Source organism: Ideonella benzenivorans, assembly GCF_020387415.1.
Lineage (GTDB): Bacteria > Pseudomonadota > Gammaproteobacteria > Burkholderiales > Burkholderiaceae_C > Ideonella > Ideonella benzenivorans.
In genome coordinates this window covers 211,822-224,181 of sequence record NZ_JAGWCB010000010.1, presented here as the reverse complement: position 1 = coordinate 224,181, position 12,360 = coordinate 211,822, and the positions used below count along the sequence as shown (strand labels likewise).

General features: G+C 68.5%; 15 protein-coding genes. 5 read left to right on the top strand and 10 right to left on the bottom strand.

Annotation, left to right across the window (positions count from 1 at the left end; all coding sequences use genetic code 11):
• Position 1: 1 nt before the first annotated feature.
• From KGA65_RS09660 to KGA65_RS09645, 4 genes are read left to right on the top strand one after another with little or no spacing between them, the layout of a single operon-like run.
• Positions 2 to 556 (top strand): cell division protein FtsI, encoded by a 555-nt coding sequence (locus tag KGA65_RS09660; RefSeq protein ID WP_225862935.1) that lies wholly within the window; start codon positions 2 to 4, stop codon positions 554 to 556.
• Between the two features lie 33 nt (positions 557 to 589).
• Positions 590 to 1,300 (top strand): flagellar basal body L-ring protein FlgH, encoded by a 711-nt coding sequence (locus tag KGA65_RS09655; protein ID WP_225862934.1) that lies wholly within the window; start codon positions 590 to 592, stop codon positions 1,298 to 1,300.
• 43 nt (positions 1,301 to 1,343) lie between these two features.
• On the top strand, positions 1,344 to 1,973 hold the full coding sequence (locus KGA65_RS09650; RefSeq protein WP_225862933.1) for a chalcone isomerase family protein: 630 nt from the start codon (positions 1,344 to 1,346) through the stop codon (positions 1,971 to 1,973).
• Between the two features lie 42 nt (positions 1,974 to 2,015).
• Positions 2,016 to 3,356, top strand: coding sequence for a beta-propeller fold lactonase family protein (locus KGA65_RS09645; RefSeq protein WP_225862932.1), 1,341 nt, complete (start codon positions 2,016 to 2,018; stop codon positions 3,354 to 3,356).
• Positions 3,357 to 3,516: 160 nt separating this feature from the next.
• Here KGA65_RS09645 and KGA65_RS09640 read toward each other — a convergent pair whose 3' ends face one another.
• The 4 genes from KGA65_RS09640 to KGA65_RS09625 form a co-directional block, all read right to left on the bottom strand.
• Positions 3,517 to 4,227 carry an urease accessory protein UreF gene (locus tag KGA65_RS09640; protein WP_225862931.1) on the bottom strand — a complete coding sequence of 237 codons (711 nt, stop codon included), beginning with the start codon at positions 4,225 to 4,227 and terminating at the stop codon, positions 3,517 to 3,519.
• A 3-nt stretch (positions 4,228 to 4,230) separates the two neighbouring features.
• Positions 4,231 to 4,923: an urease accessory protein UreE gene (ureE, locus tag KGA65_RS09635; RefSeq protein ID WP_225862930.1), complete on the bottom strand. Its 693-nt coding sequence runs from the start codon at positions 4,921 to 4,923 to the stop codon at positions 4,231 to 4,233.
• Between the two features lie 69 nt (positions 4,924 to 4,992).
• Positions 4,993 to 5,454 carry a methyltransferase family protein gene (locus tag KGA65_RS09630; RefSeq protein WP_225862929.1) on the bottom strand — a complete coding sequence of 154 codons (462 nt, stop codon included), beginning with the start codon at positions 5,452 to 5,454 and terminating at the stop codon, positions 4,993 to 4,995.
• Between the two features lie 6 nt (positions 5,455 to 5,460).
• A complete protein-coding gene (locus KGA65_RS09625) occupies positions 5,461 to 6,108 on the bottom strand; it encodes a glutathione S-transferase family protein (RefSeq protein ID WP_225862928.1) in 648 nt (215 codons plus the stop codon).
• 203 nt (positions 6,109 to 6,311) lie between these two features.
• Here KGA65_RS09625 and KGA65_RS09620 point away from each other — a divergent pair, with 203 nt between their 5' ends.
• Positions 6,312 to 6,839: a porin family protein gene (locus tag KGA65_RS09620; RefSeq protein ID WP_225862927.1), complete on the top strand. Its 528-nt coding sequence runs from the start codon at positions 6,312 to 6,314 to the stop codon at positions 6,837 to 6,839.
• A gap of 101 nt (positions 6,840 to 6,940) precedes the next feature.
• On the opposite strand, the gene KGA65_RS09615 is transcribed toward KGA65_RS09620, so the two are convergent.
• The 6 genes from KGA65_RS09615 to ureC form a co-directional block, all read right to left on the bottom strand.
• On the bottom strand, positions 6,941 to 7,459 hold the full coding sequence (locus tag KGA65_RS09615) for a GNAT family N-acetyltransferase (RefSeq protein ID WP_225862926.1): 519 nt from the start codon (positions 7,457 to 7,459) through the stop codon (positions 6,941 to 6,943).
• A gap of 24 nt (positions 7,460 to 7,483) precedes the next feature.
• A complete protein-coding gene (locus KGA65_RS09610; protein WP_225862925.1) occupies positions 7,484 to 8,026 on the bottom strand; it encodes a DUF1697 domain-containing protein in 543 nt (180 codons plus the stop codon).
• Positions 8,027 to 8,245: 219 nt separating this feature from the next.
• Positions 8,246 to 8,815 (bottom strand): DUF2939 domain-containing protein, encoded by a 570-nt coding sequence (locus tag KGA65_RS09605; RefSeq protein ID WP_225862924.1) that lies wholly within the window; start codon positions 8,813 to 8,815, stop codon positions 8,246 to 8,248.
• A 30-nt stretch (positions 8,816 to 8,845) separates the two neighbouring features.
• Complete coding sequence (locus KGA65_RS09600) at positions 8,846 to 9,358, bottom strand: cupin domain-containing protein (protein WP_225862923.1); 513 nt, start codon at positions 9,356 to 9,358, stop codon at positions 8,846 to 8,848.
• A 317-nt stretch (positions 9,359 to 9,675) separates the two neighbouring features.
• On the bottom strand, positions 9,676 to 10,404 hold the full coding sequence (locus tag KGA65_RS09595; protein ID WP_225862922.1) for a CTP synthase C-terminal region-related (seleno)protein: 729 nt from the start codon (positions 10,402 to 10,404) through the stop codon (positions 9,676 to 9,678).
• 228 nt (positions 10,405 to 10,632) lie between these two features.
• Positions 10,633 to 12,360, bottom strand: coding sequence for an urease subunit alpha (ureC, locus tag KGA65_RS09590; RefSeq protein WP_225862921.1), 1,728 nt, complete (start codon positions 12,358 to 12,360; stop codon positions 10,633 to 10,635).

Sequence of the window (12,360 nt, the reverse complement as noted above, 5' to 3'; positions counted from 1 at the left end):
AATGCACATTCCCCGTTGGTGTGCCCTGGGGTGGTTGCTGCCCCTGAGCCTGCTGCAATCCGGCTGCGCCGTGTTCAGCGCCGAGCCCATCTGGGAGTTGGCCAAGGCCGGTGGCGCGCTGGTGCAGGGCTCGCTGACCGAGGTGGGCCCCAGCCAGGCCAGCAACACCGTGGTGTACCCGCATGCGTCGTTCAGTCAGCTGTGCGTTGAATACAACCGCACCAGCCAGGCAGCCGACCTGCTGCCCGCGCTGATCGCCGAACTGCAGGCCCAGCACGTTGAGGGCCGCGTCTACGAGGCCGGCACCCGCAATGACCAGTGTCCCGTCTGGCTGCGCTACACCGCGACCATCCAGTGGGCCGTGCCGCCCACGGGAAGCGACTACCGGCCCTACCTGGATCGCGCCACCCTGGTGCTGAACGCGGCCGATGGCAGCGTGCTGGCCACCAGCAGCTTCGTGCTGGACGACGGACTGCTGTCCATGGGCCGCTGGGCCAGCACCCGCGACAAGCTCGCCCCCGCTGTCAAGGCGCTGCTGGGCCCGCGGGCTGGCTGAGCGGCCCCTTTCCCCTCCACAGGACAACCTGCCATGAACCCGACCCTCTTTCCCCACGGTGCGCGCAGCGTGCCGGGCCTGTGCCTGCTGGCGCTGGCCGCGCTGACCGGTTGTGCCAGCAAGCCCGTGGTGCAGGCACCGCTGTACGTGCCGCCCAACCCGCAGCCCATGCTGGTGGAGCGCACCAACAACGGCGCGATTTACCAGGCGTCGTTCAGCTCGGGGTCCCTGTTCTCCAGCGCACGCCGGCCGGCCAACATCGGCGACGTCATCAAGGTGAACATCACCGAGAACGTCAAGGCCAGCCGCAAGCTGAGCACCGACACCAGCCGTGAGAACGCCGTGGCCAGCAAGGGGCCGGGCAACTCCAAGTCCGGCAGCAAGCTGGTGGACTTCTTCGGCAACATCGACGCCTCGGCCTCCGGCAGCGACTCCTACAAGGGCTCCGGGACGACCGACGACAGCAGCAGCTTCAGCGGCCAGATCGCGGCCACCGTCATCAACGTGCTGCCCAACGGCCATTTGCTGGTGGCGGGCGAGCGCCGCATGGCGCTCAACGGCGGCCTGAGCGCGCTGCGTTTCTCCGGCCTGGTGGATCCACAGGACATCAAGTCCGGCAACACGATTGCGTCGTCGGACGTGGTGAATGCCCGCTTTGAACTGGCGGGCGAGGGCGATGTCTCCGACGCCGCCAGCCGCAACTGGCTGCAACGCCTGCTGACCAACCAGATGAGCGTCTGGTGAACCGGCCGCAGCCGTGCAGCCTGCTTCACGAAAGGAGTGCGTCATGTCGTCACGACGGTGTCTCGTCCGCCTGGGTTCTGTGCTGGGCCTGTGCGGTTCCTTGATGGCCATCCCCTCGGTGCGTGCCGCCACGCTGGACGGGGTGGCGGTGGACGATGCCGTCCAGGTGGCCGGCCGTCGGCTGCAATTGCATGGCGCCGGCATCAGCCGTTCCTGGCTGGTGCGGGTCTATGCCATTGCACTCTACCTGCCAGACCGAAGTGCCTCGTTGACCGAGGCCTTGCACACCCCGGGGCCACGCCGCATCGCGATTGCGTTGTTGCGTGATGTGAGCGCCCAGGACTTCCGCTCGGCCATCACCGACCGGCTCAGCCGTGACGATGGCGTGCCCGACCACACGGCCCTGGAAGGACCGGCTCAGCGGCTGGTGCAGGCCGTGGGGCAGCAGCCGCGCGGACTGCGCAAGGGCGATGTGCTGACGCTGGACTGGGTGCCGGGTACTGGCACGGTGGTCGAGCTCAACCAACGCCCCTTGATCGAGCCGGTGCGCGGCCATGCCTTCTATGGCGCGTTGCTGGCCGTCTGGCTGGGTGAACAGGCGGCCGATGCGACGCTGCGGGCCCAGTTGCTGGGGGTGCCGTCGGCCTCCCAGCGCGTGGTGGCCCGCAACTGAGGCTCCTGCTCTTTTCTTCTTTCTATCCAAGGCCTGCATCCCATGTCCCTGCGACCTTTTCGTTTCCGACGCGCCGTTCTCTCCTTCTCCTGTGGCGCCGCGCTGTCGGCTTCGCTGATGCTGACCGCCTGCGGCGGTGGTGGGGACAGCAGCGTAGGCAGCAATCTGCTGGGCGGTACCCTCAGCGGGCTGACGGCAAACGGCCTGGTGCTCGCCAATGGCAACGACACGCTCAGCGTGGCCGCCGGGGCCACCAGCTTCACCTTCGACGAGGGCATTGGCAGCAGCTACGCCGTCACAGTGCAGACCCAGCCCGATGGGCAGACCTGCCAGGTGAGCCATGGCAGCGGCTCGGCCAGCAGCGGCGATGTCACCAGCGTCTCGGTCAGTTGCCGCGGCTACCGGGTCTATGTGGCCAACACCTTGAGCAACTCGCTGGCGCAGTTCGCGGTGGGCAGTGATGGCAGTCTGTCGGCCCTGAGCCCCGCCACGGTCAGCGTGCCCTATCTGCCATCGGCCCTGGTGGTCAACAGCGATGGCAGCCGGGCCTGGCTGGACTACCGTGATGACGAGACGGTGTCGGTGCTCGACATCGACAGCGGCGGCGCGCTGAGCGTGTCCAGCCTCAGCAGCCAGGCGGCCACCTTCGGCTATGCACTGGCGCTCTCACCGGATGCCTCGCACCTCTACGCGGTCAACTATGGCGGGGCCAGCGTGTCCCAGTTCAGCCTGGCCAGCAGCGGCCAGCCCACCGCGCTGTCACCCAGCAGTGTCAGCACCGGCCTGGCCCCGTATGCGATGGCCATCACCGCCGATGGGGCCTATGCCTATGTGGCCAACGCCAGCGACGACACGGTGTCGCTCTATGCCGTGGGCAGCACCGGCAAGCTGTCCGCCTTGTCCAAGGCGACGGTCAGCGTGGCCAGCTACGGCAGCAAGCCGCAGGGGCTGGCGGTGGCCCCTGGCGGCGGCTGGCTGTATGTCACGCTGGCCGGCAGCGCCAAGGTGCTGAGCTACCGCATCGACAGCAGCACCGGCCTGCTGACCTACAGCAGCAGCCAGACCACCGGCACCACGCCGCGGGCCATCGCGCTCTCCAGCGATGGCACCCGTGCCTACGTCGCCAACGCGGGTTCGGCCACCGTGTCGCAGTTCCTGGTGTCGGGTGGCACGCTGACCCCCATGGCCACGCGCACCGTGGCCACGGGCACCACGCCCTCGGGGGTGGCGCTCAGCCCGGACGGGCGCTATGCCTACGTCAGCAATGCGGGCGACGGCACGGTGTCGCAGTTTGCGGTCGGCTCGGGCGGCATGCTCAGCGCCTTGTCCACCGCCACGGTCAGCTCCGGCGGTCAGTCGCCCACCAGCCTGGTGGTGCGATGAGAACCACCCAGGGTCGGGCGGGGTGCGCAGGCGGACGGCGGAGGCCCCAGGCCAGGGAGGGGGCGCCTGGGGTCGCCACCGCTGTCTGCGCAGGACGGGATGCTGACGGCCGAAGGTTGCTGGCGCGTTGCCGCTGCGTTCACGCGGGTTGCCGTCCCGCTCAGGAGCGGAACAGGCGCGAATACTGAGCTTCGTGCTGGGCCGACAGAATGGCCAGGCCCGGGGTGAACGCCTGCCATTGGCTCTCCGCGCGGCCCAGGGCCTCGTCCACCACGGCCGGCAGCCGCTCGCTCAGTCGGGCCAGGATGCGTTGGCCGGCACTCTGGCCCAGCGGCACGGCCTTGATGGCCGCCTGGGCCATGTTCTCGGCCCAGCCGAAGCCATGGGCCAGCAGCGCCTCGCGCAAGGGGGCGCCGATCACCGTGACCGCCAGTGCAAAGGCCACCGGCCAGCAGGGCGCAGGCTGCAAGGCTCTCAGCGCGGCGACCCGCCCGTCCTGCCCGGCGCGCTGGCGCAGCCAGTCGTGCAGGGAGCGGCCCATCTGTTCGGTCTGCAGGCGCAGCTCGCTGCTTTCGCGGGTCATGCGCACCCAGTCGTTCAGCTCGGCCACTCGGGGCAGGTCATGCCGTTGCCAGGCCTGTGCAGCCCGGGCCACCACGGGCAGATCGGCCCGGCCCAGGGCCAGGGTCAACTGGTCGTCCAGCCAGTCGGCGGCCTGGGTCTCGTTGCTCACCCGGCCCGCCTCCACCGCCGCCTCCAGCCCTTCCGAATAGCTGAACCCCCCCACCGGCAGGGCCGGTGAGGCCAGCCACATCAGCTGCAGCAGCGTGGCCGCCGGCAGCGGGGCCACGGGGGGGCGCACACGCGGCATGGCTCAGTGCTTGTGGCCGGCGTGGTCGTGATGCGGGTGGTCATGGTCATGACCACAGCCGGGCCCATGCACATGCGCGGCTGGCGCGGCCGAGACCGCGACGGGGACCGGCTTGCCCCGGGTTGCGGCCGGTGCGGGGGCATGGTCGTGCTGGCAGTCCGGGCCATGCACATGGCCGTGCGCGTGGTCAGGGGCCGCATGCGCCTCGTGGGCGTGGGAGTGCCCATGGCCATGGCTGTGGCCCTGGCCATAGGCGCCGCCTTCCGGTTCGAAGCCGGCCTGGGTCTCGGTGACGATCAGGTGCATCTGGCGCAGCATGTCGGCCAGCACATGGTCGGGCTCCAGCTTCAGGTGGTCGGGCTGCAGTTCCAGCGGCACATGGCGGTTGCCCAGGTGGTAGGCCGCGCGCAGCAGATCAAAGGGGCTGCCGTGCTGGCTGCAGGCGCGCACTTCCAGCACCGGCTGCGGGGCGGCCTGCACCCGGATCAACGAGCCATCCTCGGCCACCAACACGTCACCGCCGCGCACCGTGGTGCCGCGGGGCAGGAACACGCCCAGCACACGGCCGGTCGAATCGGTGGCGTCGAAGCGGCTTTTCTGCCGCACGTCCCAATCCAGCGCCACGGTGGCGGCCCGCTTGAGCAGCACGGCGGCCAGGCCCTGGCCACGGGGAATGAGTTTGCGGATGGTCAGCATGGGCAGCGTGCCTTCACCAGGGTGCCGCGAGCGGCGGGACTGCGAAAACGACGATGGTAACGCCCGGCCTCACAGCCAGCGCCGCACCTGCTCGGTGTAGGCCAGGTACTCGGCACCGAAGCGAGCGTGCAGACAGCGCTCTTCCGGCAGGATCTGGAAGCGGGTGGTGTACGCCACGAACAGCGCCGGCCCGGCAAAGGGCCACAGTGCGCCCAGGTGCACCGCCCAGGCGGTGAGCAGCAGCGCCAGGCCCAGGTACATCGGGTTGCGGGTCAGGCGGTAGATGCCATCCGTGACCAGGGCCGAGGTCTTCTGCGGTGTCAACGGGTTGACGGTGGTGCGGGCCCGCAGGAAGCGCTGCAGTCCGCTCAGGTCACAGGCCAAGCCCGCCAGCGTCAGGCCTCCCGCCAGCGGCCCGGCGAAGGGCGGCAACCAGGGCAGGGCGGGGGGCCAGCCCGCCGCCCAGTACATGGCACTCCCCAGCAGCAAGGCCACCACCGGCGGGGGCACCTTGTGTTCCAGCCAGCGCATGGAGGATCAGGCTTGGGGTTGCAGGGCCTGGCCCAGGGCCTGGTCGATCGCACGGGCCGCCTTGTAGGCCGGCCGGCTCTTCAGGCGCGCGGCGTAGGCTTCGAATTCGGGCCGCTTGGGGATGGTGTCGAACTGCATGCCCCAGATCAGGTGCGAACCCACATAGACATCCGCCGCAGAGAAGTCGGGCCCGGCCACATAAGGGCCGGCCGACACCGCGCCAGCGACCACGTCCAGCGCACGCTCGTAGCTGCCGTAGCCGACCATGACCTCTTCCTTGGGGGTGATCTCCACCCGCATGGCGCGGTCGATCACGGCCGCCTCCAGCGGGCCGGCGGCGAAGAACAACCAGCGGTAGTAGGCCGCCCGCTCTGCCGGCGCCGGTGCCAGGCCGGCCGCCGGAAAGGCGTCAGCCAGATAGGCGCAGATGGCCGCGCATTCCGTCACCACCCGCCCGCGGTGCACCAGCGTTGGCACTTTGCCCATCGGGTTCAGGGCCAGGTAATCCGGGGCCTTCATCGTGGTGCCGAATTCCAGCAGCACCTGCCGATAAGGCACACCCACCTCTTCGAGCATCCAGCGGGCGATCTGTCCGCGGGACCAGGGGTGGGTGTAGAGAACCAGTTCACAGTCGGCAGCTTCGGTCAGGGGCATGGGATCTCCTTGGCGGCATCAGTCAGCACCGGACCATTGTCACGTAGAGAACCCCGACCCGGCGTGACAGATGTTTCCGGGGGGCGGCGGTCGCACCCGCCAGCGCGATGTGAAAAATCACCACAGCGGCCAAGTGAAATGTTCGGACATAAACTGGGCGCTGTGCACCAAGTGGGTGCACTTGTTTTTGGAATGAACTGACAATGAAGAAATTTGCTGTGATGGCCGCCGCCGTGCTGGCCATGGGAGCCGCTCACGCTGAAACCGTCTCGCCCCTGTATGGCGAACTGGGCTACACCTTCGTGAAGGTGCACGGTGACGGCGCCACCTTCCACCCGGGCGTGCTGCGCGGTCTGGTGGGCTATGACTTCCACCCCTACTTCGCCGTGGAAGGCATGTTCGGTGCCGGTGTCAACGACGACAGCATCGACGTGAGCGGCGTGTCGGTGAAGGGTGAGGTCGAGCACACCTATGGCTTCTACCTGAAGCCCAAGTACCAGGTGTCGGGCGCCATGACCGTGTTTGCCCGCCTGGGCTTTGCCGACAGCAAGATCAAGGTGAAGGTGCCCGGCGCGTCCGCTTCGGACAGCGACAGCGACTTCTCTTACGGCGCCGGCCTGAGCTACGCCATCTCGCCCAAGGCCTATCTGTCGGCCGACTACATGTCCTACTACAACAAGGACGGCATCAAGGGCGACGGCTTCACGCTGGGCGTGGGCTACAAGTTCTGATCCTCGCCAGCCTTGAGTGGCCGCAAGGCCCGCTGCCGGCAAGGGCCGGGGCGGGCCTTTTTCATGGGGGCGGCTCCATGCGTCAGAAACATGTGTTCGCGTCAGTCGCGGTCGAGGAAGCGCAGGTAGGCCACCTCCTGCACCGGCTGGCTGCCCAGCTCAAAGGTCTGCACGCTGCCGGGCACCTCGGCAAAGCCGGCGGCTTCATAGAAGCGGATGCCGCGTTGGTTGCCCTGCAGCGCCCACAGCGACACGCTGCGGCAGCCTTGGGCCTGCAGGGCCTCCAGGGCGCAGTCCATCAGCGCCCGGCCCACGCCGCGGCCCCAGACCGTGGGGTGCACATACAGCGCCCAGATCTCACCCCGGTCGGGTGGCGCGTCCTTGTCCCGGCAGGGGCCGTGGCTCAGGAAGGCCTGGACCTGGCCGGCGTCATCCCGCATCACCCAGGTGGTGCTTTCCTGTGCGGCCAGGATGAGCCGCCAGATCGCGGCCCGTTCGTCCACCGACAGCTGACGCAGGAAGTCCTCGTCCAGCAGACCCGCGTAGCCGGTCTGCCAGGCCTGCACATGCACGCGGGCCAGGTCGGGAATGTCGTCCTCGGTGGGGGTGTCGATGCGCATGGGTATCTCCTCAGCGGGCGGGAATCAGAGTTTGGCGGCAATTTTCCTGGCGGTGGCGACATTGCGGGTGGTGACCCGGTCGCCCAATCGGCGGTCCAGGGCCTGCAGCAGCGGGCTGGCCAGCACGCCGTTCGGGCACCAGACATAGGCAGTTTGCGCGCCCAGCACGAGGGCGTCCGCCTGGGGCGTGGTGGCGGGCGTGGCCAGGTCGGTCAGCGTGTGCAGGGTGGCAGCGTCCTGGCTGAAGGCCAGCAGCAGCCGCGCATCGTCCTGGGCCACTGTCTGCAGCGGGTTGTCCGCCAAGGCCGCCTGAACAGCGGCGCCAGGCAGCACCAGCACGGGGGCGGCCACCCCCAGTTGCTGCGCGAGGGCCGTCTGGATGCCCCGAGCCAAGGCCATCGGGTCGGCGCTGGCCGCCGCAGTGAACACCACATTGCCGCTGTTCAGCAGCGTGACCACCTCACCGTACCCCAGCCCTTCGAGCACCATCTTCAGATCCGCCATGGCGACACGGCGCGCCTTGCCGACGTTGATGCCGCGCAGCAGGGCAACGAAACGGGCGTTCATGGGGCGGTGGAAGGAATGGGACGGTTGACCGGTTTCGCGCCGGCGGACGATTCTCGCCCGGGGTCGGGCAGCTGCTGGGCCGGCGTCCGCGCCCTCAGGCAATAGCCCTCGGTCAGCACCGAAACCGCTCCGACGGTCTGCTTCACGGACAACTCGGCCACCGGTCGCGTGCGACCCACGGGCCTGGGATGAAAGAAGGTGCCAAACATGCCGGGTTCCTCAAGGTTGGTCCTGCCGGGACAGGCGGATTTCGGTCAGCTTCCAGTCGGCGAAGCCGCTGCGCTCGAACACCAGGGCCAGGCGGTCGTCGGGGGCATCCTCCCGGCGGTGGCCATACACCACCAGCTTGTTCAGTCCGACGCGGTCGGTGGTCCAGTCCACGGTGGGTTCCTCCGCCGGCACTGACGCCGGGTGGGAGGGGCTGGGCAGCTGTGGACGGACCTGGGCTTGCGTCAAGGCGCGCATGACCATCTCGGGCTGCACCAGGGCGTCGATCAGCCTGTCGCCCAGGGCCATGCCCAGCGCGGCGCCCAAGGCCGCGCCGGCCTGTCCCACGGCATCCTGGCTGCCAGGCTCACCGCCCAGGTTGCGCGCCAGCATGGCCGAGAACTGCCCCTTCAGGCTGTCGCGCACGCGGGGGTAGTCCACATGGGCATTCAGCCGGTCGGCATCCCGGGCCTGCGCGGCGGATCGCATGGCCCGCAGGGTCAGGTAGGGCGAGGCGTACCAATAACCCACCAGCACCAGGGCCAGGACGGCAAGAACAGAGGCCAGAAGTCGGTTGCGCATGGGGGGATTCTGTCTTGGGGGCGAGGTCCTTCAAGGGGCTCGGTCTCGCTGGGCATCCGGCAGCCCGTCATGGGGGCCTTGTGCATGGTGTGGCACATCGTGCCACCACAGCGCATCGGGCAGGTCCTGACGGCGGCTGGGATGCAGTGGGTAATAGATCCGGTTGCTCGCTCGGGTGGTTTCCCCACCCACCAGCAAGAGCGCGTCGCGATCACTGTTGTTGAGAAAGCAGTGTGAGATGCCCGTGCCCGCCGGGAAGGCGGCCAAGTCGCCGGCCTTCATCGGGTGCAGGTGCCCGTCGATCCAGGCCTGCACCTCCCCTTCGATCACATAGACGAACTCCTCCTCATCCGACTCGGCGTGCGGCCAGGAGGAGCGGGTGCCCGGCAACAGACGCTGCAGGTTGACGCCGATGCGCTGCAGGCCGGCGGCCGCGCCCAGGCTGCGCAGGGGCCCCAGGGCCTCGGTGCTCTGGGGGTAGACGTGGGTGTCTTCGGGGAGGCTGTCGGCAGAGACGATGAACGGGGGGCGGTGTTCGGTCATGTGGGCTCCTCAGCCAAGCGCGGCTTGAACAGCGTGGCGACAGGGGTCATGCATGAGGCGTTGACGCGGGAGTGGTTGGAACGGCGGGCGCATCTTGCGCCGAGGCGCTCAGGAGCCCCCTCGGGGAACTCGTGAGGTGGCCACCCCACGACCAGGGGAGCGGCAGTCTGCATCGCGAGCGATGCGCTGAATGGTGCTCAGACCAGCGCATTCGCCCAGTCCATGGGCGAATGCAACTGTTTGGCACGCAGGGCGCCATGCCTGGGCTGGTCGGTGAGGAGAGCGGCAAACAGCATGGGGGACTCCTGGCCGTGGGGTCACGTCGCAGCTTGGATGGTGCAGGCGCGCACAAAGGCATTCACCAGTGGCGCGGTCCGGCCTTGGAGGGCCGCGCGTTCCGGTTGAAACAGCGTGGCGACGAAGAAGGGGTGATTGTCCAGTTCGATGGCCCGGACTTCGCCGGTGCTGTCGTGGGCCGTGGCGCGCAGCGGCCCGGCCAGCAGCTGCGCCTGGAATTCCGGGTTCAGCCCATAACGGCAGCGGTAGCCCTCGGTGGCGGTGTCGCCGCCATAGGCGACTGCCAAGCGGCTGTTGGGCGCCAGTTGCACCGGGTGGGTGATTTCGACCAGAGCGCAGGTGAGTGGCGCAATCACCCAGCGGGCCGCTTCCGAGGCGGTCTCGCCGTGATCGGCATCGGCCCAGCCCAGCACGTGCCGGGCGTACTCGACGACCGCATGTTGAAAGCCGCCACAGGTGCCCAGGAAGGGCGTTGCACTTTCGCGGGCATGGCGAATGCCCCGCAGAGCGCCCGCCATGCTGCGGTAGGGGCTGGCCGGCACGCACCACAGGCCATCAAAGCCAAGCAGACGCTCGGGCGAGGTGATCTCTTCGGTCGGAACCCACTCGAATTCAACGGAGACCTGGTTCGTCTGGGCCGCGTGTTGCAGTGCCATCGGGATGGCGCGGTGGGCCACCACCGAGGGGGTGTGATCGCCGATCAGGCCGATCTGAACTGATGTGGCTGTCATGCTGGGGTCGCGCTTCATGGACGATTTCTCAAAGGGCTGGTGAGCGGTCTGCTCACCAGGGGATCGTTCGCTGAACGGTAGCAGTTGCCGCGGGGGGAACGCAGGGCCCGCCAGTTCGTGCGGCGAACGTATCCATTCCTTTGGGGGTGGCACTGGCGTCAAGGGGGGCGTGTGCGCCCAAAGCAAAACGGCCTCCCGCAGGGGAGGCCGTTGCTGGTTCAAGCCGGTGGGGCCTGAAGGGGGGCGTCAGAACAGGAAATACCGCTGCGCCATCGGCAGCACGGTGGCCGGTTCGCAGGTCAGCAGCTGGCCGTCGGCGCGCACCGCATAGGTCTGCGCGTCGATCTCCATCACCGGGGCGTAGTGGTTGTGCACCATCGCGGCCTTGTTCACGGTGCGGCAGCCCTTCACGGCGGCCAGGTGCTTGTGCAGGCCGTAGCCCTCGGCGGCCCCATTCTTCAGCGCAGCCTGGCTGACAAAGGTCAGCGAGGTCTGGGCGAGGGCGCCGCCGAAGGCGCCGAACTGCGGGCGGTAATGCACCGGCTGCGGGGTGGGGATGCTGGCGTTGGGGTCACCCATGGCGGCCATGGCGATGAAGCCGCCCTTGAGCACCAGGCTGGGCTTGACGCCGAAGAAGGCCGGGCGCCAGAACACCAGGTCGGCCCACTTGCCCACCTCCACGCTGCCCACCTCGTGGCTGATGCCGTGGGCCAGCGCGGGGTTGATGGTCAGCTTGGCGATGTAGCGCTTGATGCGGGCGTTGTCGTTGCGGGCGCCGTCGTCGGGCAGCTTGCCGCGCTGCACCTTCATCTTGTGGGCCGTCTGCCAGCAGCGGATGATCACCTCGCCCACCCGGCCCATGGCCTGGCTGTCGGAGCTGAACATGCTGATCGCGCCCAGGTCATGCAGGATGTCCTCGGCGGCGATGGTCTCGCGTCGGATGCGGCTTTCGGCGAAGGCCAGGTCCTCGGCGATCGACGCATCGAGGTGGTGGCACACCATCAGCATGTCCAGGTGCTCGTCCAGCGTGTTGACGGTGAACGGGCGCGTGGGGTTGGTGGAGCTGGGCAGCACATTGGCCTCGCCCACCACCTTCATGATGTCCGGCGCATGGCCGCCGCCCGCGCCTTCGGTGTGGAAGCTGTGGATGGTGCGGCCCTTGAAGGCGGCGATGGTGTTCTCCACGAAGCCGCTCTCGTTGAGCGTGTCGGTGTGGATGGCCACCTGCACGTCCGTCTCTTCGGCCACGGAGAGGCAGCAGTCGATGGCCGCCGGGGTGGTGCCCCAGTCCTCGTGCAGCTTCAGGCCGATGGCGCCGGCCTCGACCTGCTGATGCAGGGCCTCGGGCCGGCTGGCGTTGCCCTTGCCCAGAAAGCCCAGGTTCATCGGGAAGGCATCGGCCGCTTCCAGCATGCGGCGCAGGTTCTCCGGCCCCGGGGTGCAGGTGGTGGCAAAGGTGCCGGTGGCCGGACCGGTGCCGCCGCCGATCATCGTGGTGACGCCGCTGGCCAGGGCCTCCTCGATCTGCTGTGGGCAGATGAAGTGGATGTGGGTGTCGATGCCGCCGGCGGTGACGATCATGCCTTCGCCGGCGATGATCTCGGTGCCCGGGCCGATGACGATGTCCACGCCCGGCTGCACGTCGGGGTTGCCGGCCTTGCCGATGGCGACGATGCGTTGGCCCTTGATGCCGATGTCGGCCTTGACGATGCCCCAGTGGTCCAGGATGACGGCGTTGGTGACGACGCAGTCGCAGGCTTCGTGTGGATGGGGGCCGTTGACGACCTGGCTCTGGCCCATGCCGTCGCGGATGGTCTTGCCGCCACCAAACTTCACTTCCTCGCCGTAGCCGCCGGCCTTCAGGGTGTAGTCCTGCTCGACTTCGAGGATGAGCTCGGTGTCGGCCAGGCGCAGGCGGTCGCCCACAGTGGGGCCGAACATCTCGGCGTAGGCGCGTTTTCCAATCGTGGTCAT